Below are 23,346 nucleotides of genomic sequence, written 5' to 3'. Positions count from 1 at the left end.
ATTTTCATGGTAGTTCAACAAGCACCTTCTATTTTATTGCACATTTTCCTCGTATTGCGAGTTTAAAATCAATTGATTCTTTTTTTAAAAATCCACGTCTGCCCGTTACATATCAACATATGTCTCATAATATAAAAGTACTCATAAAGAGAATCATCTCAAAAGAAGTGTCTGAATGATGCTTCTTTTTTTAATTCCCAAGTAAAAAACACACAATTACATATGCATTATTAGAAGAAGACAATTCACCATTATAAAAATCAGTCTTGCAATCCAACATATTCTTTTAAAATTCTTTCCCCGTCATCATCAAGTTCGCAATAAACATTACCTTTGTCATCTTTTATTTTCGGCAAAATCGGAAGGCTAATAATGGATCCGTCAGCATTTTTTAGACTGAGATTTATTTTGACAGCCTCAAATGTCTTCTTTAAAGATGAAAAGTCCTTCACTGTTGTCCTAATTTTTATTTCCCCCATTGTACGGCTCTTAATATGAAAGGTTATAACAGGAAAAGTTGAATCGGACATACATTTTCACTATCCATTCATATATGATATATAGGCATATAGTACCACAAAAGAATAGTTTAGTGAAAAAAAAGAGCCAAAAGGCTCTAAATTAGAGTTATAGACTATTCAATTCGGAAAAATGAACTAGTTTAACTTGATTATTAAGTGCTCCATTTTCTACAATTTCACAGTAACCAGATGCATATTGAATAAGCAAAATATACTCTTTCCCTTGAAAATAAACACGTGTCTTCTCCATTTAAACCACTTCCAATTACTTTTTACCTGATTTTAAATTATAATGGTACCTTTGTCTGTGAATATTTTACAACAAATAGGTCTATTTCCATTAAAATCTGCTTTATGTCATTAAAACGTAGCTTGCCTATTACAAAGTCGCTATTTTTTATTGAACTAAACTGACCTTTAGCTGAATAAGAAAAAGCCACCAAGAATTTTTGGTAGCTGGATCTTCAACACTAGCACTCGTTAATTAAAGAAGTACTTTATGTCGCAATTAGCTGCTATTCTGCCACATTAGTTGAACAAATATAAAATAATTAATAAACAAACGTTTTTACTGATTCAGATGTCCAAGCATATATTACTAGAAAACATAAATATACACTATGTCATTTAACTGACATAAATAATTAAAAGGAGGTGATTAGAATGGTGGCTCTAGCTTTACAAGAATTCACAACACCTGCTAATACAATAGTAATTGCTGACACCGCAGCACTGCCAGGGACTCTACCAACACCTGCTGTTTTTACACCACCTTCAATAATATCTCCAGCTATTGATGGGAACCTAGCTTATATTTGGTCTCCTTTTACTGCATCTGGACAAACAGTAACATTTCGAAGCACTTTTTTTGTAGACCTTCCACTTGTTAGTGCAGTTGTACCCGTTAGTGTTTTTTATGCATTTGCAGCTAATGGAACTGCCACAGTAACTGCACCTGTATCTATCGGATATGCTTCAAACCCAGGACGCTATCTCGGTGAAATAACAGTACGTTCTTTAGTCTAGTTTTAACAAATTCGGTGAAAATGAAATAATAATAATTTTTATTAAGGAGTGAGACCCACTTGTTATGGTGGGTCTTTTCTTTGTTCCACTAACCTGCTTCGTTACTTTAAGTACAAACCTTCACAATCTTTTCTAAAATTTAACATAGATATCCTATTTTCTTGATAGAAGCCTTTGCTCGCGTTGAGCAAAGGCTTTTTTTTTTGACGAGTTCCTTCTATTATATTGTGGTACTTTTCAATTCTCTTTCGTACTCTTTAACTAACTTATAAAATGTTGTCTTTTTAACCCCTATTTCTTGCATCGCTCTGTCCGCGTTGAAAACATTGGATAAATCGTACTATGAATCAAAGCCATAACATTTCCAGAGCAAAGTATCATTTTTAAACACAATTTGACCTTAACCAAAGATTGTAATTTCCCTATTATTAATATCTAACACTTCAATCTTCACAATACCACCAAGATTATGTGACACTAAATCAGACAATGCTTTAAGCGCCATATGAAACTCATCGCTTCTTGTTTCATCTATTAATTCAATACAGAGGAATGCATTTTTCGTATTTTCTGTTAGCATCGTCCTCAGAGCTTCACGCCAATTCCAGCATCTGCATATTGCACCGTCATCATCTTTATAAACAATTTCACCTTCATATGGCGAAGCATTTTCATTATTCCCCAATGGGATAAACGGTTCGTTACCATTTGCCTGCGTTAGCCGAATATCGCCTACAAAAGTGTCGATATCTTCTCCACCACACGGAAGCCCATAACGCAATGAAATTGAATTATAGATGTCAACAAGCGGGTTTATTGTTCCGATATGATTGCCATTTTTCACTCTTTTTAATAAAGCTTCAATGGAACACCTTGCCCCTTTCTTTGTCTTGAATTTCTGAAAAGCTTCTCGCCAAACGAATATGACTGGATTACTACTGAATTCCTCCAGACTGAGAAATTTATGTGCTTCTTTCTCTGCCTCCTGCAGCAGCTTCTCGTAGATTTCAACGTCCATTATTGAATTATCAATCCCCTGGCAAATAACGGTGCCTATTTTTGCATGAGGGAATAACGACCAAAAATCATTTTCAATGATAAATCTAGGCATAAAATATCTCTCCATTTCATTTTACTTATTGTCTTGGTAGACTCACTATTTGTTGTGTCACAACACGATAAATTTCATCATAACACTCTTATGTTTTGGAGGGGCTCGCAAAGGCGCAGATTACCCCTAGAACAATATAAAGATAACCAGTTATCCGATTCTGTAACTTTGAACTCATTTTACTACCCAGAATCCGCTTTCTAATACTTGCTGCAAGAACTGCATACAGACCATCACTAATAAAAGCTAGGATAATAAATATAATTCCTAAAAGCAAAAATTGTACTGCGACTGATCCAGAAGAAGGTGATATGAATTGCGGAAAGAAGGCTAAAAAAAAGAGTGCTGTCTGAGGATTCATTATTTCTACGAGCGCTGATTGGTAAAAAATCTTTAATAATTTTTTGCGAGGGGCTTTTGGAATTTCTGAAGTCGTTCTATCAGATGTAGAAAATAAAGTCTTACACCCCAGATAGATAAGATAAGCAGCACCCAAGTATTTAACGATATTAAAGGCTGTTGCTGATGTCATAAGGATCGCAGAAACTCCAATTGCTCCAGCTAAAACGTGAACAGAACCACCAAGAGATACACCAAGAACTAATACCAGGCCCGCTTTCTTCCCTTGATCTATACTCCATGCCATAATATATAACACAGCTGGTCCAGGTATTATTAACAACGTAGCAACAGCAATTACAAATAGCCAAATAGTTGAAAACTCCATAAAATAACGCAACTCCTTGTTGTATTTTTGCACATGAATTAATTTTGTTGCTCGTTTGGAAATGGAATCCTTTCTGGATTAGTCAAATCAATTGGTTTACGAGCGTCTAAAAAGGACATCCATGGAAGTAAAAAGGTTACCCCAACGATGCCTAAGATAATTTGTATCTCTAAAAAATGAAAAACCAGTGCTACACCTGTTAACCCGAAAACAGCCCATACTAAATCACCTAGAAGGGCTCCAACTTGTACCAAAAATGATGGCATAAATCCTCGTTTTAACCCTCTGCGTAAAGTTTCGATGTTGACTGCCCCAGGGGCTGCACTATAAACAAATCCAAGAAATCAATCCATAATAATTAGGCCAATCATTTAAATGGACCTTTCCGTCGCTCACGCATCCTCTGAGCAACCTGAATTTCCCCTTGTTCATTTGATTTTTCAAGCTCTGCAACTATCGATTTGTAATCAGCGTCACTACGATTCTGACTCATTTTGGCTGCAGCTTGAATAGCGGTGATTTCAATTTCAAAGCCAACTATTCCTCTCATTTCACTCTCAAGCAACTCTGGATCAAACGTATCCCAAAGCCGACCATTTTCTCGGTGAGACTCATAGTATTTAAGCATAGTATCCAAAGCTAATTTCAGCTCGTCCCCACTGATTACACGTGCTGTTCCATACGCATGTACAGCTAGATAATCCCATGTAGGAACCTCTTCAATCTCATACCAACTCGACGAAATGTAAGCGTGCGGTCCTTGAAAAATAAGCAACACATCACTATTTTTATCCAAAGTTTTCTTCTGCATGTTTCCGTATGCAATGTGCCCAGTCGCATAGATTTTCCCTTCATCTTCACGAATTTCCAACGGAATGTGCGTAGCCAAGGGGCGATGTTCATCAACAGTAATCAATAAGGCAAACGGATAAGACTTCATCATTTGAACTGCCTCATCATGATCCATACGATATTGCTTAGGAATGTACACTATAATCATCCTTTCAACTTGTATTTGGCCCGTTCGTAATATAAGGCAAAGTTAAATGCTTTTATTTACATTTTGTAGATTTTTCTTCATTAGAGATGCCACTTGTAGATTATCTTGATTAGAGGTGTTTTCTAGATGCTTAATAATTAATTCTTGACGTTCCACAGGATGATTTTGACTTAATTTAGCTTTTGCTTCAATCTTTGTGATTTTTATTTTGAATCCTACAATCCCTTTACTCATTCCTTCGATATAACTAGGTTCTACATCATTTAAATTGTATGGACTATCTGGCCTTTCATATTTATTTACCATGTCATTTAAAGAATCAAATATTACTTTTTGATCTTCGACAATTTCCATCTTTCCATATAAATGGATAGATACATAATTCCATGTGGGAACTGCCTTCATTGTTTCGTACCATGAAGGAGAAATATAACAGTGAGGACCTTGGAAAATCACAAGAACTTGTTGGTTTTCAATATCCTTCCATTGTTCGTTTGGGCGCGCAAAATGACCATATAAGGCACTCTCACCTTTATTTAATGTGAGTGGAAGATGGGTTGCGTATGGTTCTCCGTTGTGCTGAGAAAATAAAGTGGCAAAGCTGTATTTTTCGATAAAATCATAAATCATTTCTTCGTCATCTAGTTTAAAATGTTTAGGTATATACACGATTTAGCTCCTCCTTAATTAAGCCTTTGTAATTGGTGGTATCAATATAAGATATTTTATAATGCAAACTGACATATAAAAAGGTACAATTATTAATAAAAGAACATGTCAAAGGTGTATTGTAAATGAAAAATACCATTTTTGCTTTTAAGGATGACTCTCCCAAATACAAACAAATCTACGAGCAGTTTAAATTATTTATTGAGAGTGGTGACATACCAGCTGGTGACCCATTGCCCTCCATTCGTCAACTTGCAGACTCCCTTCAAGTAAGTCGTAATACGACATTAATGGCATATGAGCAGCTTGTAGCTGAAGGTTATATCCGTGGAGAAGGTCGAAAAGGGTATTTTGTAAATGAATTAGATCCACTTTTATTTCAAGATGCCTTAGTTCTTCCTAATAAAAAGCAAACAAAATCGGTGACACCAGTCCTCATTGATTTCCGAGCAGGAGCCGTAGATCAAATCAATTTTCCCCTGAAAATTTGGAGGAGAATAGCAAATCGAGTTTTAACATTACAGGAGAACTTTCGATATGGGGAACCCTTTGGTGAACTGTGCTTGCGTGAACAGATCGCCACATATTTACTCCAATCTCGTGGGGTGAAAACAGATCCAAATGCGATAATAATCGGCAGTAGTACCCAACAAATGTTGATATATCTTGGACAAATCCTGAAGGCTGATTTCGCTAGCATTATTGTTGAGGACCCAGGTTATGATGGAGCAAGGGAAGCTTTTCTATTTCATCGTTTCACGCTTGAAACTTTACCAGTTTATGAGACAGGTGCTGATTTTTCAAAATTAGAACAATTGACTTCAAAGATAATCTATGTAACACCCTCCCATCAAAGTCCAATAGGAGTAAGCATGTCCATTCAACAAAGGCAAATGCTTATTCATTGGGCAAACAAGAAACATGGATTTATTATCGAAGACGATTATGATAGTGAATTTCGCTATACGCAGCAGCCATTTCCAGCACTTGCTTCCATAGATTCAACAAGAGTTATTTACCTAGGGAATTTCTCAAAGTCATTTCTTCCAGGAATCCGTCTAAGTTATATGGTGCTGCCACAGTTACTTTTAAACCGTTATAAAAATCAATTTCTTCATTTCGAGAGTACCACTTCCCTTCTTAGCCAGGTTACAATGGCTAATTTTATGGAAGATGGAGAATGGAATCGCCATATTAAACGAATGCGTCTTGTTTATAAGCGAAAAATGCAATTCTTAGTTTCAGAATTAAAAAAACACTTCAAACAAAATATATCCATTATTGGGGAGCAGTCTGGTTTGTACGTATTAGTTAAGGTACATCTAAATCGTTCGGAAGAATGGTTAATCGAGCGTGCTTCCATTTATGGGGTTAAAGTGTATCCTACCTCCATCTATTTCATAAAAAATTATTCTGATGAACCAATTATTAAACTTGGATTCAGTAATCTTACCTGTGATGAAATACAAGAAGGCGTGAAGTTTTTAAAAGAGGCTTGGAAATAAAAACACCCCACTATCGTTAGTTGAGTCTAACGATAGTGGGGTCAGCAGTCTGCAAAATGAGTACCTTAAGTAAAAAAATTCAAAATCAACCTTCCTGCAAAATTTCTGGCTTTTTGTGGGACATAACCATAATTGTACATCCAGTTGGACTAATGGGAGCGTGTACACTATTAGGAGCATAATACAGGTAAGAACCAGCCCCATACTCCTTCCCCATATCTAAGTAGGTTCCTTCTAGTACATACACTTCCTCCACATCAGGATGCCTAACAATGGTTCAATACATTCAAAAATAAATTCGAATAATTCTAATTTTTCCTTTTTCCTTTTCTTTTTTATCCTTGCTTCCCCTTTTATGAAACACAGGCTTTTTAAGCGAAAACAAATAAAACTGAATGGTCAATTTCTTCTGTTACCTTTTCAGCATCTGATTCGACTTGTGTTGCCGAAAACTTTATCTCGTTTACCTGTATGGCTTCTAGAATATTTTCAGCCAATTTATCTTTATTGTTGTTTCCTGGATTGTTGTATTTTCTATTTAGTGCAGCTACAAACATATCAGCAAACTTAAAAATAAATGTTCGTGAGAAGGCATCGAAATTAACTGATCCATTACTAAATTATCTTCATAATGAATCTTAAAATTATCTTCCAATCCTTGCTTTCAAGGATTAATGCGCTTTCCCCTTCCTCATCTTTAGTTATATTAATCTTTTTAGGTAATTGAATTCTGTTGGAGTTTATCTCATGGTTTACGCATAATCTGATAAAAGTAAAATCACCAGGATTTCTATTTCTGATTTGGTAACAAAACTTTATTATACCTGCTACTATAACGAATTGTTCTGTTTTACCAGTTTCATCTGCAAATACATTTATAGTTCAATAAGAAGGCTTATCTAACAATTGGGATTCCTTTTCATCTTCCGATAATGTTCTTCTTCGACATCTTACCTCTATGTCAGCTAGGAATAATTTGTATTCATTTTGAATTTTTGCACGAGCCCATGAGATGGATGTCAAACGCACACTCCTGGAGCAATCATATCGACTTCCGTATTATTATAGGAGAAATTCGCTATTTTTCCGGTTAAATCGGCTGCAGGAACCTCTATCACTTCCTTGTATGCACCAGATACGAATACTCGCCTATCTTCCTTAGAATCTCCTTCATTTCCGGCAGCTACCACCACGGCAATTTGCTTGTCAATGGCTTCCTTAATCATTGCTTTCAATTCCGGGTTATCATCCGGCCCACCTAAAGACATGCTAATGACAGGACACGCTCACCTTTCGGACCTCTCCAGTTGTAAGATAACAATGGACACGGCACACACTGCCGGAACGATTGAGACAAACGCTGCCGGAATTTTAGGATTTGCACCAAAAGTGAAACTTTTAATATTGAAAGTGCTCGATAAAAACGGTAGTACCCTTTATCCCACAAATAAGGAGCTTCAATCACTTTCAATCCATCGGGAATTTGGTCTTCGGTTTTTTCTACGGCATCTACATTGTATGGAATTAAACGAAAATCTCCCATAAAGTCCTCCTTAAAAAATCCATTTTCCTGCTCCGACTAATACGACAATTTGAATGCAGCCTTTATAAAATCCCGTAAAAATTAGTTATAAACTCCAGTTCTTTTCATTTAGCAACTAACAACAATTGTATCTATAGATATATTGTTGAATTATGAATTGAATTCATTGATAGAAATAACGCTTCAACATATATAATGACATATATATTAATCGTATTTGCTAATTTATATTTTGTTTACTCGAATCATTTCTAAATTATAGAATTGGAAATCCATTTATACATACGTATTAATATATATGATAATTTAATTATTAATAACATTACTATCTTATATTATAATATATATATCAACATATGTTTTAAAAATATCATCCAATATTTATTTTATCTCAAATATAGGAGATCCACTTTAAATCCTTGCAAATATTGATGTAAACTTTATCAGATATAATGTTATTTTCAATGAAAATAAAGAAAAATCATATCATAAAATATTTAATAACATATGTATTAACATATACTTTAAAGTTATTATTAAAATATTTATTTTATCTCGAATACAGAAGGTGTTCTTCACGATCTTTGCATTTAAAAACGATTTATAGGTATTTTATTAATTAGATTTATCTCTCAAAATAATTAGATATAGAAATGTCCATATCCTCAACGAAATTAAATTTAATTTATACCTAAAACACTTAACATCATATAAATTAACATATACTTTAAATTCATTTTCAGAATATATGTGTTTCTCCCTAAATGTGATAATGATTACTATTCTAATCATTAATGGATACATTGGAAACTATTAAAATAATCCTTTCTAAAGACTAAAATAGTATTCTATATTAATCTTTAATGAATAAAATCAAAAATATTACCATTGATATAATATACATTAATATATATAATGACATATGTTTTAAATATATTAATAGAATATGTTATTAATAAGTCCTGTGTATTTTCGATTTTATTATACAAATCATACAACATTATATAGTAAGTATATATTAAATAAAGGAAACAAAATTTAAAGTATTAAAAATGAAATATAGTTTAATATATATATCAACAATGTTTTATATCCAATTATTTTCCTGCATGTTCGTTTCCATTTTCCAACCGGGTGTTTTATTGTTATGTACCTCAAATTAAATATTTATACTCGCTATCTCAAAATATTTTAGTTAATATTGTTTGTATTCATCAATAAAGATAAAAACAATTTATACAACATAGTATAAGTTAACCTATATATCAACATATATTATTTTCTCCTATTAATGAACTTATTAAAAAAAATTATTTCTGACATCCAATTTACTAGGGGAAGTTCCTTAAAAGTAGAATTATTTCTTGTTAACTAGAGAATATATTTATTTAAATATTACCGACGATAAAAATTACGGCTTATTAATAATGCATATTTTAATATATATATTGACATATGTTTTGCAAACTCTATCAAATTATGTAATAACATAAAATATAATGTTGTTAATAGCATCTTTTTATATAAGTACAATCATGCTAAAATAGTTAAAGATTTAATATATAACAAAATATACATTGATAGAGGTGAAAGTGTTGACAGCAAAAATAATAACGTTTGGAATCAGTAAAGGCGGCTGCTCCAAGTCGACTAGCAGCGGCATCACTTCTTTTCTCTTAAGTAAAGATGAAAAGGTTTTGGCCATTGACATGGACGGTCAAGGAAATTTAACTAGTTTCCTAACAGGCGAATATGACATATGCAATGCGTTTGAGGAAAAGACCGTTCTTGAGGCCATATTGGAAGAAGATGCTAGGTCTTATATTATCAAAATCAAAGAAAATCTCGATCTGATTCCCTCAAACGATTTCCTTGCTACTCTGCCTAGAAAAATGTTTGAAAAACATCTCAGATTGGATGCTTTGCAGAAAGCATTAGAGCCGGTAATGGAAGATTATGATTGGATCATTATTGATACGCCTCCGGCACTCTCAGAGCAAACGGTAATGCCTCTTAGTACATATTCAGAAGCTGGAAGTTTCGCTGTAGTCATGTTTGATGGTTCTATGTTTGCTTATTATGCCATTCCAAAATTTTTGGAAATTATCGAAGGAGCCAAAGAGCGCTATAACCCTTCATTAAAAACAGCAGGTATCCTATTCTCTTTAATTGATTCAAGAGCCAAAGAAAATGAAGTAATGTTAGAAGCTATTGAGGAGGATTACCCTAATTTGAAATTCAATACGATCATAAAAAGAAAAGCTTCTACTAGACGTTTAGCAATCGAAGGTTTTGAAGGAAATGCAGAATTAAGAAACGCCCTAGAATATTACTTTCCCTTTGTAGAGGAGTTGAAAGAACGTGTCAGCCAAAAACAGCCTCAAGGATCGAATTAAAAAGCCTAATCCTACCCAAGCGTTCTTTAATTCATATGATACAAATGAAGATGGCACTAGCAAGGTAGATAACAATGAAAATGAAAACGAAAATAAAGTTATTAATGTTGATGAAAACAAAAACGTTAATAAAAATAACATTAATAAAGATGTTGATATCAAGGATAATGATAAAACATATGTTATTGATGACAATAAAAACAAAAACATTGTTGTTGATAATGATGAAGACGAAAACAAAGTTATTAATGTTGATGAAAACAAGAACTTCAATAAAAATAACAAGAATAAAAATGATGATATTAATGATATAGATAAAACATATGTTATTAATGACAATAAAAACAAAAACATTGTTGTTGATAATGATGAAGACGATGATTATCTCCGAGATTTAGCTTCCGGAAAGAAACCTACGAAGAGAAAAAACAAGAAGGTTTTTACCTCCTTTTATATGGATCCAGACTTAGCTGTGGAAGTGGACAAAATCGCTTCCAGGGGAGAAAAAGGGGATAAATCCAAACTAATTAACATGGGAATAAGAAAATTGTTAGAAGAGTACGGTGTTATTGAAAAAAAATAACTTTCGAATTACCTTTATATTGCATTTAACCCAACTCAGGTTTAAAAAAGTGAGCCGTTTCCCGGAAACTATTTCTCTTAAGCTAAACTTTCACATTGATAGCAATAAAAAGCTAGACCTATTCACAAAAATAAATAGGTCTAGCTTTTTTTACTCTAAAAATCCATGACTAGCATTTGTAAACACTCCTTTATTCCTCCTATAAATTAAAAATAACTGGTACCATAAAATGATCCAGTAGTTTCAATTTCCTCAATAAATTAACTTTCTTCAAAAAGAAACATTGTAGTACAAAACATTTTGCTTAGAAGCAATCGTGCCTGGTTTTACTAAATACAAGTTGCGAAAGTACTACCTTAGATTTAAAAGCATTGTGTAATCATAAAAACAACAAAACGCTAATAATAACGATAACATATGTTATTCATAACATTATCATATATATTATAAATATCAAAAACAACAAAAAAGATAATAACATTAATTTTGTTGTTTTATTATCAATAAATAAAAGTGAGTAATAAAAGTACCATAACAATTCAAATGGAATATTAGCATTCTTGGAGTTAAAGCGAGTTAAAAATTAGAAATTATAGCAGAGAAAAAAGAACTATCAAGTGTACTTTTAGCGGTTCTAACGGACGACACACTATGTATTAGGGATTATTCCAGTAACGGCGAGAAAAACTAACGATATATTTGACCTAATAGCTGTGAATGATCAATCTGTAACAGAACAGCACATGCTTAAGAAATGAAAAGCCTGGGTTTCACCATATGGAATTGTACGGAAATGAAGGAATAGGATTTTTGGAAAAAAAAGATAATCGTCAAATTATGGACGGTTTACATAGAGGAATTTCCAGATGCCTATAATAGAGGAAAATTACTTGCCACTATATTTTTTATCACCGAGACAATATCCTTTGTATCATGAGGGGTCTTTTCTTCTTGTTGTTCTTCGTTTAGGTCTTCCATAGGGATAGGATCCACATTTCTCTCACTTTCAAATTTATCAAACAAACTTTGATTGGATGTTTCATATTTTTCAGGTTGTTCCATTTAATTTGTTTTAAGTGTTTTGCTACTCTCTTTATTTTCCATCCTAATACTCCTAGTTCATTTTCTAATGTTTACCCTGCTTACAAAAAATAGTCTGTTTTTTTGACAAACCACTAAAAATTATTTGTTCTGTGTAACCTAATGAGTCAATATATAAGGTTTAAATGAAGAGAAGTTAGAAAATCCCAAAAGATTTCAAAAGTACCAAAATTATACATCATATACATTAACAATATAAAATAAAACAACATTTATAATAACAAATATATATTTTGATATTAACAATAAAATATATATCGTTGTTGACAATAATATATATAATTATAATAACATTAATTATAAATTATAAATTTTCTTTATTATTATCAATAAGACAGTGATTGCCTTAGTATTAGTTTCCGGTAAATAATTTACAATAAAAAGTAAAAAAGTTCGAGAATTAGAATAAAAAATATCTCAAAAGGATTGGCTATATCTTTTGCGTTTCTTTCTATAGGGGTAGTTTATTTTAATGTATACCCTTTAAACAACCGTGTCCTAAAAGTGTCTTGTCGATATAATACATTAAAGTCACATACTTCGTAGTATTATAACTAAGGAATCTTCGGATGCTATGAAAATTTTAAAAACGTACTTTTCAATAAAATATTTTATTAATTTGTATGTATAAAAGTTAAATAGATTGGGAAACATATAGATAAGGAAGATATAAAAAGGGGGTAAAAATATCGTTTTTAGAACATAAACCTCTTGCAAAAGATGTTGCTACAAATCCAGGAAACTGAAACTGCTGTTTCCTAGCTTAATCTCTGACATATATTTGAATTAACAGTCCCTACTGACACTGCGTTTACCACGCAGTAATAATAGTCTGAATATTAGCTCGCCAATACTCTTCCCTATTGCATTCTGGGATCATTAATGTCATTGACATCATTATATTCTATCTGTGTCATTTTCACATTCGTAGTTTTTTAAATTATTAAGTGTCCTTTTAGGCATTCGCCTCTTCATATCACAATATGATTTTAATCTGAGATTGCATATACGATTAACCTAATCTAATCCTCCTTATTTCACATATGATTGCCGTTAGTTAAATTTAGTTCCTGAACAATATTTTCCTTATATCTATAGTGGCAAAACATTGTGATATATTAACTTTTATAACGCTTATGGAATCATTAGTATAATAATAATACAAAATAAATAATATTAATAATAACAATAAAATATATGTTAAAAATAACAACAATTACAATATTATATAATCATTATAATTTATCAATAAATGAATTCCTTTGAATATTTACTTCTGTCAAAAGTAATCACAATGAAGAAAGCCGCAATTTCGATAATCTAATTCTTAATTACAAATGTATCCCTTCGAACCACAAAAAGTCGAAAAATAAAATTATAATACGAATAAAGCCTCACCAAAAAAACTATGGTTTCCTTGGCAATTAAAATTGAAGAAAAAAGATTAAAATGAATAAAAGATTAATAGCTTGTTAATCATATATATAGAAGTTATAAAAAGGGGGTAAAATAGTGATCTTAGAACATAAACCGGTCTTAACTAAATTTATTCATGAAGATCGGTTTGAGCTAAACCAATACCACACTTATTTAACCAATGTAAGTATTCTCCAAGTGTTGATGAAAAGTTGAAGATGAATAGGATAACAAATCAATAAAAAGAAGGAAGCCGAAAACAGGTAAATAAGGAAAATGTAAGCAACTAATTTATTCCATGTGAATTAATCAGTTGCTTTTTCTTTTCTCTATTAAAGAACATCCTTAGCGTTATGACATACTGAAAAAAATATATATGTATTTTAAGATATATATTGAATTATATATTAAAGTTTTATCGTAAATAATTCGTTAAATTTACTGGGCTTGGTTAGTTCTATCATATACACCCCATTTTATTTCGTTTGCCTCATTTTAAATGAATTCAAACTAATCATCGGAAGTTGATAAAATAGCTGCAAAGGGAGAAAAAGGGGAGAATTTAAACTGATTATCAAAGAAATAAGAAAATTGAGTAAGGACTTATTGAGGAAAAATAACTTCATACAGTTTCAATAAAGGTATGAGTTATTAACTTAGATTATCTCTTTAAAGTTTTTAGAAAAAGGTCAAATGAGCAATAGTGTTAAAATTAAATTATATGTTAAAACATGTATTAACATATAATTTAACATATTTATATACTTATTAAATGGTAAGCTTCATTTCGAACTCCGTATTAACCAGTTTGCACACCACCTGTTATCCAACTAAAGAACTCTATAAGTGCATATTCTGTTCTAACTTTCCTTGCGAAAACTAGTGGGTCATCAACCTCCTCGATATTAACATGAATCAAATTCGGCGCATCAAACAACCATTCAAAGTGAACAGATGAAACTAATATTCATGGATCGTTACAAATCGCAGCAACTAATCGATTACTATGGTTAGTCAGTTCTAAACATAAAACACAACGGTCCTTGAAATTAACATTAATATATATGTTAATTTATAAGTATTTTTATATGTTAATATTGTTTTATATTCCTCTTCAAAATCTTCATTCACCCGATGTATTGAAATTTTAACCTAGGATCATTATGTTAGAAGATCGTTTCGGATAACATAGAAATTATCAATATATTAAATTAGCCAATTAGATGAAATTTGATTTACAAATTCATTTATCAAATTTCCGAGTAAAGCTACATTCATATTAAAACCAATATCAAAACATATGTTATTAATGACAATAAAAATAATAATGTTGGTGCTGTTAATGGCTAAGATAATCATTATTTCTGAGATATAGCTTCTGGAAAGAAACATTGGAAGTAAAAGAAAGAAGATTTTGTCTTCATTTTCTATGGATCCAGATTTATATGTGGAAGTGGAGCAAATTGATACCGGGGGAGAATAAGGGGATAAACCTAAAACTATTAACATCCGAAAAAAGAAATTTGTAAAATTAAGAATTAAAAAATCTTATTTTTAAAAATTGTGCATATTTTTTAAAAAAAGGTCTACTCATTTTTCCATTTTTCGTTTATACTGTATTATAACAATAGAAATAAAAACTAACTGTATTAATAAAGGTGGAGATTTAAATGTTAGTTAGTCCGGTTGAATTTTTCCGCAATTTGCAAAAAAAGGAATGTCCTGAATGCAGGCAGCATATGCAAGAGCAAGCAGAAAGTTATTTGATTGAATGTGATCGCTGTTTATCAAAAAAAGAAGAGTAAGTTTGTTAACTCTCCAGCATTGCTGGGGAGTTTTTAATTTCATATCAATAAATTACCGTTTTAGAGAGAATTTGATAGGTATAAACCCTATGCGTCAGGCAAAACCTTAAATAAGTTTTTTCATAACTTAAAGATTTTGAAGACATAATAAATTAAAAAGTGGTGCGCAGCCTTTTTCTGTTTCACAAACAAAGGAAGTTAGTTGATTAAGATTTCCTGTAAAAGAACTATAAAGGCACATAATTAACCGCGTTAAATTAAATTATTTAGAGGTTGGGATTATTGAAATTTGAAGCCAAACTAATCTAAAGGGAAATTTTATAAATAAGAACAATATAAAAAACCATGTTGATAACGACAATAAAATATATGTTAATTATAACAATAATAATAAGTATAAAATTGTTATATATTATCATTAATGACACTATCAATCTCTATCTACAGGTTTATTTTTAATGTTTACAAATTGTATACTTCGAACAATATTGATCTTAAAAGTCCAAATATAAAATTTCATATAAAAAATCACAGTAATATTTCACGAATAACGTATTTCCTTAAAAAACCTAAGTATCCTGGGCAAACGGTGAAAATCATTGTGATAAAAACAATTAATTGAAGGAATCCGGAAAAATGTAAGCAGCTTATTTATTCCATGTGAATAATTCTGTTGTTTTTTAAAATTAAAAGATCCGATTACCTTGAATTGGAGATGTATGCAGGATGTCCTAATCCGACAAACTGACGTCTTTCCATGAAAAGCTATAAAAATTTTCTAAACATGATGGATCACTTGCACTAACAGCTTTTGAAAAATCGGATACCTTAAAGATAAACTCAAAAGTCAGGGGATAACAATAACCAGAAAAAAGTCTTTTTAGGTCTTAATATTAACCCTGATAAAAAGAGTTTATATTTTCAATAAAGGCCTATTCTCTCTCTATTTCTGTAAACCTCTGCTCTTTAAATTGTTAAGAATGGAATGAGAATTCTATGACGTCATTTTAACCAAACACCGATATAATAGACGTTTGAAACATCCACTTGTAACTTGAACCAAAGGTTTAACTCCTTCTAATATATTTAATAAAACCGGAAATGCTGAAAAAGAGACATAAGATAGATGTTTCTAAACTAATCTATTTAATTATTAAACAACCTCTTCAAATCTAATCTTTTATTCAACTCTTTAATCAATCAAGAATAGGGCAATAATCCTCCTTTTAGAAGATGTTTTCCCTGTGTTTATCTCAAATCTTTGAATTCCTTATCGCACTTCCACTTTAACCAGTTTCACGCCCGCCTTTTTTGCATCTTTGACTGCTTTTTTTAACTGCTTTGATACACTTTTATCCTTCTTTTTATTTGGCATGTTCATCTTTCCTTTCTAGAAATTCGTAGTAGCCAGTATTCCCTTATTCTAAAAAAATATACAAAAGAGTTCTATATTCCCCCTTCCCTCACTATATATCTAATAAAACATGGAAAAGTGGAAAAGTGACCATGAGCTAGATTGAAAAAGTAAGAGGGGGAGAAGGAAAGTGGAGAGCTTAAACCCAATGTTTCAAAACACTCATTCAAAAAAAATTATTTCAAAAAAAGATGAACTAGAAAGTTTCCCTAACAAAAGACGAAAACCTCGTTCGGATAAATGCCACAATATTAAATTCCCTGTAACACCTATCATGCAGATGAAATTGCGCACCCTCTGTAAGCAAATGGAGAGATTTATTCAAACTAAAGAGGGACAACCTTTAAGCCAGACCGCATTTAATACTACCCTCTTAAAGTTCGGGTTAAGTCATATCGATATAGTGGATTGGGTTCAGGATTATAAAGATACCAAAACCTATATGCATACCATGCTGAAAGAAAATAGTTACTATGGAATTGGAGGTCCGTATGGACTGGCCATTCAAAAACAATTATCAGAACGTAAGGTCGTTTTCATTATAATGGCCAGCGTCTTGAATTGGATTGAAAAGGGTGGTTCTCTTGAAGAAATCCTACAGTAAGTTGAATCTCCTTCAAAAAAAATTACAAGGCCTCTCTTCTCCAAAAGGCTTTTTGGACTATATGCTAGGAAACCGAAAGTACCTAACCATTGTCACCGGTTACTACGATTATATAAGAGGGGAAGTGTTTATCGACGACATGTTCGATGTATTTGATGATGTGCCTCGAGGATTTGATTTAGCCGTCCTGATTCATCTGCTTTATAAGGATTTCCTTACCCAGATCAAAAAAGGTAATATAAATAAGCAGGTTGCAGGGTTCCTGGTGTCAGGAAAAGCACGATATTTAGGAGAAAAGAAAGTAGAAAAACGAGTTATGAAGGCTTTGACAAAAAATGTTTTTTCATTTGAAACAATTGAAGAGGAGATCAACGAGGAGGAATCAGAAAAAGAGAAGAAAGCTTATATCACAATTCAAATGAAGGAATCTGAAATATTAAGGGGGGAGATCTTTTTACATGACCTCACCCCTTATCTGAACGACCAGCATGTAACAATTGAGGATTTGTTGACGATCCTTTATTTAGACTTCATCAACCAGATAAAAGAACAGGGGAATTCAGATAAAATACAGAAAAGTATTCTTTCCCACCTGAAATCGGCCCTTTAGAAACGATATCAGGTGGGAAACCATCAAACGAGAACCTTAATTGTAGAAAAAACTCAAAATAAAGCCAGAGCTTACAATATAAAAAATTCTGCATCATCAAACAATAACCAGGCTTCCTTTTAAAAAGGATTTCTAAGTTAGCAAGTACCCGTAATAAGCAAAATCCCTTTAAGGCCCATCGTTAATCCACCGATTCTCTTTGAATTAAGTAACTTATACTCTCCTTTTATTCTAATCCAGTGTAAAAACCAATCCGCCTGTAATCTTAATTGGTTCGGAAGGAGTCTTAGCCTGTTCGAATCGGATATTCCGTTTTTTTTCACTTTCGGGAACTAGTTTCATAGTGTTTTCATTATCATTGATTATTTCTCCTGCTTTTGTCTGCTCTTCATTGACGTCCTTCCCTCCAGTGTTTACTTTACGGGACTGCTGTAGCCATAAACTGTTCTGTTCTAGCGACCATAAAGGAGTAGGTAGAGGGACGTCACGCCTTTGATAGGGCTTTAATAACTCATGAAACTCTTTTGAATGGACAGCCGTAAAAAGAGCTGCCCTTATAATCTGATTCCGATCTAAATGAGTAGCATGAAAGAGTGCATCCACATGGGTTCTGAACACTTCATCATAACGAATGGTAGGTCTATATACCATAAGAAAACGCCACCTTTTCATTTTAGGGTAAGGATACTTGTAATTAGTTGAACATCCATAACATTCATTCCTATTAATAATCCATTCGATTTCCATATCCATAATTCTTTTCCGTTCAGTAGTGACCATATAAATCCCCCCTTTAATGACGTCTCTTGACGTCTCTTGACGTCCTTAGTACAAGGTATGAGCAATGGCTTGTCCATTATTCCCTACTTTTTTGGAATCAATCGAATATTTTTGGGATTAGGGGTCAAGACTGGGGAATAGGATGAATTAGAAGGGAGAAATAAAGAATGTGGGGTATAGGAAAATCACGGAGTAATCTGGGGAAGTGGTTAGATCAAAAAGGATTAGAACAACAAGATCTCGCTAAGGATGCTAACGTTAGTAAAAATACTGTTACTAAAGCATGTAGCGATAAAGACTACATTCCACGGCAGGACGTCATAATAAAACTATTAAAAGCGATACGTAAACTGGATCCACAAGCGAAAATGAGCGACTTTTGGGATATGTGAATGTAAAAGCCTCCCTTTAACCCCAGTGATTCACTAGGGTTTTTCGTTTTTTGAATTATAAAGAGGAATAGAAAAATGCTACGATTTTAGAATAATCATAAAGATTAAAGTGATTTACCCGTTTTCCTTATATTCGAATGGCAATAAAAGATAATAACAAATCCAATAATGATGTTGTTCAAAACATTATTAAATTACACAATGATAACAAAAATAACAACAATATATATGTTAATCTTAACGCAAATAATGATATATGTTTTAACACATCTAACATTACAAGGGATAAAGAAATTAGGTCAATCAGGTTCCTCCCTTATCCACATATTTGTTAGCATTTATTTATCATCATTGGTTACAAAATAATATTTAACCATCGTCCCTATACCCGTTTTCTGTATTTTCAAAATCTTAATTAATAATTGCAACAAATTAGTTTTTTTATAAAACAACTAATCAATTAATGATGTTATACAAGACATAAATAAGGTATACAATAATATCAATAATAACAACATCATATATGTTAATGATAATAATGAAATATTTTTTTCCATTAACCATTTCAGGAATAAAGAAAATAGATCAATCAAATTATTTCCTTATCCACATGTTGTTTAGCATTCATTTATCATCCATTTGGTTTTGATAATTATTAAAGATTCTTCCTGATTTTAGTATTTTCAAAGAATAACAGTTAAAAATAAAAATAATGTAGATCAACAGAAAACAATAATTAATGATATTTTGAAAAACAATAATAAAAAAATATTATCAATGTTGATAACGAAATATATGTCATCCATAACAATAATATTAAATATAAAATCAATAATATTAATAACAATATAATTATTAATTTAAGCAACTAAAAACAAAGAAGAAAAACAAGAAGGATGTGTAATGTAGATTCATTGAACGGTACACATCTGCAAGATAATTGCAAAGAAGAAAGGTTGAGAAGAATATGCATTCTGGGAATGCTCCATCAACTATAGGATTTGTAGCCTTGGATCGGCAAAGCATAGTCGTCCGAGCTTACTGAAGTTGGCTCCGAGACACCACAGAGGATGATTATATTTATTGGTGAAATTACATGCACCAAGTTAAGCCCAGTGACTTAATTTGCATAGAAGGGTACCCTTATTAATACTCAACCTCTATTTTTTGCAGGGGGTATAGCCATTGCATTAGAAATGAACTTTTCTAAAAGGATACTTCTCTATTATGAAGATACCCAAGAATGCAGTAAAAAATTTATCAACTTCAGTAGAAGGGAAGGGGGATAGGAAGCAAAAAACTCTTACAGACCCCCGAAAAAAAGGTTGTCATGACAGCACTATTTTAACGCTATTGTTCCGCCTTAAGGCGGTTCTTATAACTTAAGTTAGGTCAAAAACTCCGTCTTATATTTAACCTACCAATTGCTACCTTATAGATGGCGTTGATGGGGCTTTAAACCTTCTACCAACAAAGTATTTTAACTAAAATCATATTGTTTCAGACCATAAATTTCACTATTCTTAATTCAAGAAGGAGGGGATTGTTGTAAGTGTTAAAGCGAATGGAAAAATTCGAATAAATCACTTTAATGATAAACACTTGGAACAATTTTAAATAAAAAAATAAGCACCGAATTTCGATGCTTATTTTGCATTTAGCCATTCCTTCATTTTTTCTAAATTCTCGGTATACGGGCGTTTAATTAAGTTCCTTTCATACCTGGATAAGGTACTGTGGGAAATACCTATTTGATTTGCTGCCACTAATATGCTTAATCCTCGGTCATTTCTTTCCCTACTGATGTTTTCAGGAGTTACCAACTTTTCTTCGACTGTTTCAATGGAAGCTGCAACCTCTGCTTTCGTCAAACCCTTTAACATGGTCGAAAAATTCACCGTTTCATAATCATAGTCTTCAATCATCAATAAATCCCTGTCATCACCAATTCCAGTGATTTCAGTAGGAGGAATAATTTGAACACGGGCCTTCAACCAGGTGTTTGCAAACCAGTTTCGCTCCTGCTCAATTTGATGTTCTAAGTCTTTTTCTTTATAGCTCCACTCTTTAATGATTCCGTCCTGCTGCAGAGTATCTAATATTTCTTCAAATTGCTCCTTAATCCTTGAACCATATCGAGGGTTCACATCCAAATCCATGACTTTTAAAAGCCCTTTATCTCCACCAATATGATAGGCTCTCAGATAGTCTGCACTCTTTTGGCGAATCCTCCACTGCCAGGATAGATACCGTGATAACCGTTTATGGTACTTTTGCTTTGTGGGATGGTATTCGAGCGTCTTTAATGCTAAAAAACCACTGCTTTTTTGGGAACCGTACAAGAAGTTAGCAAGTATTTCACCTGGGCGGATGCTGCATTCATAAATACCAATCGGATTTTCTCCCCGATAGGCAACCGTTACGCTATCAATCAAAAACAGGGGATTGAATTGAACTTGCCCTATTTCATCAAAGTTCCCTTGATCCTCATTGATGAACCTTAAATTTTCTCGTTCAATCCTGATCCATATGGTCGTCAGTGCTGCCAACCTTTTCATAATATCATCCCGTTCTTTTTTCCGATACGAGGTTTGATAGCCGTCAGACTCTTCGCTCCGCCCTTGCAATCTCCTTAGATTCAAGGCGTCATCCGTGTGGAAATGAATCATTTGATCTTTATGAGTGGCCTGCTGCATCCACAGAATCGAAACGATATCGAAAATGTCTGCCGTTAAGTCATCCATCGAGGTTATGGCTTGAGAGGTGAGATTTTTCCATTGTTCGATCGCTGCATTGGATTTCATTTTAAGATAAGCATTTTCGGATCTTACTTGGGCAGTGGCTTCTAATGCCTTCTCCGCAATCTTTGCAGTGGGTATTTCTGTTGCAATGTCGAATTCATTTTTACTGATGGTCTCCCTTAATTTATGAAATAATAAAGCTGAACCGGACTCTGCAAAATTCTGATTTAACAAAGAATTTATTACTTGCCTATTGCTAGACTTTAAGGAATAGGGGGCACTATCTTCCCCAACGATCCGAATGTATGGTAGGATAAAATTTCTTATCTCATCTTTATAATCTTGGACCCAATTTTCCATACTCTCAAATTTCAATTCATGATCTTTTGCTAAACGATCTATGATCACGAAAAACGCCTTTAAGGATTGGCAAGGCTGATAATCCACTTGACTTGCCATAAGATGACCGATATCATCGGTCCACTCGTCAAAGAGTTGAGGATGATCTGGAAAAATCGTTTTCGTAATTTTCAAAAAATTATTTTGCAAGGTATTTAACATGATTCTTAATCCCTTCCTTCCCTAGTCGTCCCTATGTATTCATTTGAGTATTTGTGGATGTAATCATGGAAAACATCCGAATCCAAAATACCCAAATCATGTAGATAGCTGATGGATTCAAAAGAAAGGAACTGAGCAATCGGTTTCTTTTCCAGAATGGCACTTATCAGTTGTTGGATGTCCTTTTCCTGATAAACAATATAATTCCCCATACATTCCTTAATTTCTTCAGGTGAATAGTTTGTTTCTTTCATAGGATAATTATATTTGCATTCATATACTTTTTCTTCATCAATATAATACGTAGTTACACCCAACTCTTTACTAGTCTTATAATATTCAATCTGTTTCCGAAGCCAAATGGGACCACTTGATAAGTTGATTACTGGCTTAGGCAGCACACCACGCAGATGATAGGTGGAGACCTTTCTCCGATCCCAACCAAGGATTTCCCCCGCCTCTTTAACACCTACTAAAAAACCCATCTCTTATTCCCCTTATTTACTAGTCTAAGGTTATTATGATTGAGGAGTGTTGCATTTGTCAACATTTCTTTATCCCTATCTTTCCATTCAATATAACTTTTCTTCATCATGTATATCCATTGGAAGGTGCAACTCCTTATTGTTTTGCGTCTCCTCTCACAATGTGCACTGCCTTTTAAAGATCCTTCATTCTGAATATAAGAGATATGCTCTTATCTTTTACTGGTAGTGCACTTATTTTGTCTACTTTGACGTTTCCTCTCACAATGTGCACACCGTTTTAAAGATCATTCTTTCAGCATAGAAGAGATATGCACACCTTTTACTGGTAATGCACTTATTTTGTCTACTTTGAC

The 23,346-nt window shown here is 32.7% G+C and carries 22 protein-coding genes and 2 pseudogenes; 8 read left to right on the top strand and 16 right to left on the bottom strand.

The genetic code is table 11. The features are described from left to right. Positions 1 to 260 precede the first annotated feature (260 nt). Together J7E63_RS11385 and J7E63_RS11380 are read right to left on the bottom strand one after the other, a co-directional pair. Positions 261 to 479 carry a hypothetical protein gene (locus J7E63_RS11385; protein WP_215012105.1) on the bottom strand — a complete coding sequence of 73 codons (219 nt, stop codon included), beginning with the start codon at positions 477 to 479 and terminating at the stop codon, positions 261 to 263. Positions 480 to 627: 148 nt separating this feature from the next. After that, positions 628 to 771 carry a hypothetical protein gene (locus J7E63_RS11380; protein ID WP_215012103.1) on the bottom strand — a complete coding sequence of 48 codons (144 nt, stop codon included), beginning with the start codon at positions 769 to 771 and terminating at the stop codon, positions 628 to 630. A 413-nt stretch (positions 772 to 1,184) separates the two neighbouring features. Between J7E63_RS11380 and J7E63_RS11375 the strand changes: the two genes are divergently transcribed. Further along, complete coding sequence (locus tag J7E63_RS11375) at positions 1,185 to 1,547, top strand: hypothetical protein (RefSeq protein ID WP_215012101.1); 363 nt, start codon at positions 1,185 to 1,187, stop codon at positions 1,545 to 1,547. Between the two features lie 400 nt (positions 1,548 to 1,947). Here the strand turns inward: J7E63_RS11375 and J7E63_RS11370 are convergent, their stop codons facing one another. The 5 genes and pseudogenes from J7E63_RS11370 to J7E63_RS11350 all read right to left on the bottom strand — a co-directional run bounded on the left by J7E63_RS11370 (position 1,948) and on the right by J7E63_RS11350 (position 5,054). Beyond that, positions 1,948 to 2,658: a B3/B4 domain-containing protein gene (locus J7E63_RS11370; protein ID WP_215012099.1), complete on the bottom strand. Its 711-nt coding sequence runs from the start codon at positions 2,656 to 2,658 to the stop codon at positions 1,948 to 1,950. A gap of 88 nt (positions 2,659 to 2,746) precedes the next feature. Then, on the bottom strand, positions 2,747 to 3,385 hold the full coding sequence (locus J7E63_RS11365) for a LysE family translocator (RefSeq protein ID WP_215012097.1): 639 nt from the start codon (positions 3,383 to 3,385) through the stop codon (positions 2,747 to 2,749). Between the two features lie 38 nt (positions 3,386 to 3,423). Further along, a pseudogene (locus J7E63_RS11360) lies at positions 3,424 to 3,702 on the bottom strand (LysE family transporter); the annotation flags it as partial. 50 nt (positions 3,703 to 3,752) lie between these two features. Then, positions 3,753 to 4,385 carry an FMN-binding negative transcriptional regulator gene (locus tag J7E63_RS11355; protein ID WP_251033494.1) on the bottom strand — a complete coding sequence of 211 codons (633 nt, stop codon included), beginning with the start codon at positions 4,383 to 4,385 and terminating at the stop codon, positions 3,753 to 3,755. 42 nt (positions 4,386 to 4,427) lie between these two features. Further along, the gene (locus J7E63_RS11350) at positions 4,428 to 5,054 is read right to left on the bottom strand and encodes an FMN-binding negative transcriptional regulator (protein ID WP_214732498.1); all 627 of its coding nucleotides are present in this window, start codon (positions 5,052 to 5,054) and stop codon (positions 4,428 to 4,430) included. 125 nt (positions 5,055 to 5,179) lie between these two features. Between J7E63_RS11350 and pdxR the strand changes: the two genes are divergently transcribed. Next, complete coding sequence (pdxR, locus tag J7E63_RS11345) at positions 5,180 to 6,559, top strand: MocR-like pyridoxine biosynthesis transcription factor PdxR (protein WP_215012088.1); 1,380 nt, start codon at positions 5,180 to 5,182, stop codon at positions 6,557 to 6,559. A gap of 85 nt (positions 6,560 to 6,644) precedes the next feature. Here pdxR and J7E63_RS30490 read toward each other — a convergent pair whose 3' ends face one another. From J7E63_RS30490 to J7E63_RS11325, 4 genes are all read right to left on the bottom strand, one after another. Then, positions 6,645 to 6,815 (bottom strand): cupin domain-containing protein, encoded by a 171-nt coding sequence (locus J7E63_RS30490; protein WP_374193720.1) that lies wholly within the window; start codon positions 6,813 to 6,815, stop codon positions 6,645 to 6,647. A 115-nt stretch (positions 6,816 to 6,930) separates the two neighbouring features. Further along, positions 6,931 to 7,116, bottom strand: coding sequence for a hypothetical protein (locus J7E63_RS11335; RefSeq protein WP_215012084.1), 186 nt, complete (start codon positions 7,114 to 7,116; stop codon positions 6,931 to 6,933). A gap of 462 nt (positions 7,117 to 7,578) precedes the next feature. Beyond that, a complete protein-coding gene (locus J7E63_RS11330; RefSeq protein ID WP_215012082.1) occupies positions 7,579 to 7,827 on the bottom strand; it encodes a S8 family serine peptidase in 249 nt (82 codons plus the stop codon). Next, positions 7,818 to 8,102, bottom strand: coding sequence for a hypothetical protein (locus tag J7E63_RS11325; RefSeq protein ID WP_215012080.1), 285 nt, complete (start codon positions 8,100 to 8,102; stop codon positions 7,818 to 7,820). Before J7E63_RS11325 ends, J7E63_RS11330 begins: the two co-directional genes overlap by 10 nt. A gap of 1,595 nt (positions 8,103 to 9,697) precedes the next feature. On the opposite strand from J7E63_RS11325, the gene J7E63_RS11320 reads away from it, so the two are divergent. Both J7E63_RS11320 and J7E63_RS11315 read left to right on the top strand, forming a co-directional pair. Then, positions 9,698 to 10,498, top strand: coding sequence for a ParA family protein (locus J7E63_RS11320; RefSeq protein WP_215007863.1), 801 nt, complete (start codon positions 9,698 to 9,700; stop codon positions 10,496 to 10,498). After that, positions 10,464 to 11,081, top strand: coding sequence for a ribbon-helix-helix domain-containing protein (locus J7E63_RS11315; RefSeq protein ID WP_215012078.1), 618 nt, complete (start codon positions 10,464 to 10,466; stop codon positions 11,079 to 11,081). Before J7E63_RS11320 ends, J7E63_RS11315 begins: the two co-directional genes overlap by 35 nt. An 870-nt stretch (positions 11,082 to 11,951) precedes the next feature. On the opposite strand, the gene J7E63_RS11310 is transcribed toward J7E63_RS11315, so the two are convergent. Further along, a complete protein-coding gene (locus J7E63_RS11310; RefSeq protein WP_215012077.1) occupies positions 11,952 to 12,143 on the bottom strand; it encodes a hypothetical protein in 192 nt (63 codons plus the stop codon). A gap of 2,254 nt (positions 12,144 to 14,397) precedes the next feature. Continuing rightward, positions 14,398 to 14,565 (bottom strand): annotated as a pseudogene (locus J7E63_RS11305) (DUF1259 domain-containing protein); the annotation flags it as partial. 703 nt (positions 14,566 to 15,268) lie between these two features. On the opposite strand from J7E63_RS11305, the gene yhfH reads away from it, so the two are divergent. The 3 genes from yhfH to J7E63_RS11290 all read left to right on the top strand — a co-directional run bounded on the left by yhfH (position 15,269) and on the right by J7E63_RS11290 (position 18,031). Beyond that, positions 15,269 to 15,403 carry a protein YhfH gene (gene yhfH / locus J7E63_RS11300; RefSeq protein ID WP_214717354.1) on the top strand — a complete coding sequence of 45 codons (135 nt, stop codon included), beginning with the start codon at positions 15,269 to 15,271 and terminating at the stop codon, positions 15,401 to 15,403. 1,562 nt (positions 15,404 to 16,965) lie between these two features. Next, positions 16,966 to 17,421: a hypothetical protein gene (locus tag J7E63_RS11295; protein WP_215012075.1), complete on the top strand. Its 456-nt coding sequence runs from the start codon at positions 16,966 to 16,968 to the stop codon at positions 17,419 to 17,421. Further along, positions 17,402 to 18,031 (top strand): hypothetical protein, encoded by a 630-nt coding sequence (locus tag J7E63_RS11290; RefSeq protein WP_215012073.1) that lies wholly within the window; start codon positions 17,402 to 17,404, stop codon positions 18,029 to 18,031. The genes J7E63_RS11295 and J7E63_RS11290 overlap by 20 nt, the downstream gene beginning before the upstream one ends. A gap of 231 nt (positions 18,032 to 18,262) precedes the next feature. Here J7E63_RS11290 and J7E63_RS11285 read toward each other — a convergent pair whose 3' ends face one another. After that, positions 18,263 to 18,811, bottom strand: coding sequence for a hypothetical protein (locus tag J7E63_RS11285; RefSeq protein ID WP_215012071.1), 549 nt, complete (start codon positions 18,809 to 18,811; stop codon positions 18,263 to 18,265). A gap of 167 nt (positions 18,812 to 18,978) precedes the next feature. Here J7E63_RS11285 and J7E63_RS11280 point away from each other — a divergent pair, with 167 nt between their 5' ends. Then, positions 18,979 to 19,203, top strand: a complete 225-nt coding sequence (locus tag J7E63_RS11280) for a helix-turn-helix domain-containing protein (protein ID WP_215012068.1) — start codon at positions 18,979 to 18,981, stop codon at positions 19,201 to 19,203. A 1,646-nt stretch (positions 19,204 to 20,849) separates the two neighbouring features. Here J7E63_RS11280 and J7E63_RS11275 read toward each other — a convergent pair. Further along, a complete protein-coding gene (locus J7E63_RS11275; protein ID WP_215012066.1) occupies positions 20,850 to 22,505 on the bottom strand; it encodes a helix-turn-helix domain-containing protein in 1,656 nt (551 codons plus the stop codon). Between the two features lie 5 nt (positions 22,506 to 22,510). Continuing rightward, positions 22,511 to 22,990, bottom strand: coding sequence for a hypothetical protein (locus J7E63_RS11270; protein WP_215012064.1), 480 nt, complete (start codon positions 22,988 to 22,990; stop codon positions 22,511 to 22,513). Between the last annotated feature and the right edge of the window lie 356 nt (positions 22,991 to 23,346).

Source organism: Bacillus sp. ISL-75 (genome assembly GCF_018613095.1).
This window is presented reverse-complemented; position numbering and strand designations above follow the sequence as displayed.

Coding starts and splice junctions, on each gene's coding strand:
- J7E63_RS11385 (WP_215012105.1), bottom strand. CDS start 479: ATGGGGGAAATAAAAATTAGGACAACAGTGAAGGACTTTTCATCTTTA.
- J7E63_RS11380 (WP_215012103.1), bottom strand. CDS start 771: ATGGAGAAGACACGTGTTTATTTTCAAGGGAAAGAGTATATTTTGCTT.
- J7E63_RS11375 (WP_215012101.1), top strand. CDS start 1,185: ATGGTGGCTCTAGCTTTACAAGAATTCACAACACCTGCTAATACAATA.
- J7E63_RS11370 (WP_215012099.1), bottom strand. CDS start 2,658: ATGCCTAGATTTATCATTGAAAATGATTTTTGGTCGTTATTCCCTCAT.
- J7E63_RS11365 (WP_215012097.1), bottom strand. CDS start 3,385: ATGGAGTTTTCAACTATTTGGCTATTTGTAATTGCTGTTGCTACGTTG.
- J7E63_RS11355 (WP_251033494.1), bottom strand. CDS start 4,385: ATGATTATAGTGTACATTCCTAAGCAATATCGTATGGATCATGATGAG.
- pdxR (WP_215012088.1), top strand. CDS start 5,180: ATGAAAAATACCATTTTTGCTTTTAAGGATGACTCTCCCAAATACAAA.
- J7E63_RS11335 (WP_215012084.1), bottom strand. CDS start 7,116: ATGTTTGTAGCTGCACTAAATAGAAAATACAACAATCCAGGAAACAAC.
- J7E63_RS11330 (WP_215012082.1), bottom strand. CDS start 7,827: ATGTCTTTAGGTGGGCCGGATGATAACCCGGAATTGAAAGCAATGATT.
- J7E63_RS11325 (WP_215012080.1), bottom strand. CDS start 8,102: ATGGGAGATTTTCGTTTAATTCCATACAATGTAGATGCCGTAGAAAAA.
- J7E63_RS11310 (WP_215012077.1), bottom strand. CDS start 12,143: ATGGAACAACCTGAAAAATATGAAACATCCAATCAAAGTTTGTTTGAT.
- yhfH (WP_214717354.1), top strand. CDS start 15,269: ATGTTAGTTAGTCCGGTTGAATTTTTCCGCAATTTGCAAAAAAAGGAA.
- J7E63_RS11295 (WP_215012075.1), top strand. CDS start 16,966: ATGTTTCAAAACACTCATTCAAAAAAAATTATTTCAAAAAAAGATGAA.
- J7E63_RS11285 (WP_215012071.1), bottom strand. CDS start 18,811: ATGGTCACTACTGAACGGAAAAGAATTATGGATATGGAAATCGAATGG.
- J7E63_RS11280 (WP_215012068.1), top strand. CDS start 18,979: ATGTGGGGTATAGGAAAATCACGGAGTAATCTGGGGAAGTGGTTAGAT.
- J7E63_RS11275 (WP_215012066.1), bottom strand. CDS start 22,505: ATGTTAAATACCTTGCAAAATAATTTTTTGAAAATTACGAAAACGATT.
- J7E63_RS11270 (WP_215012064.1), bottom strand. CDS start 22,990: ATGGGTTTTTTAGTAGGTGTTAAAGAGGCGGGGGAAATCCTTGGTTGG.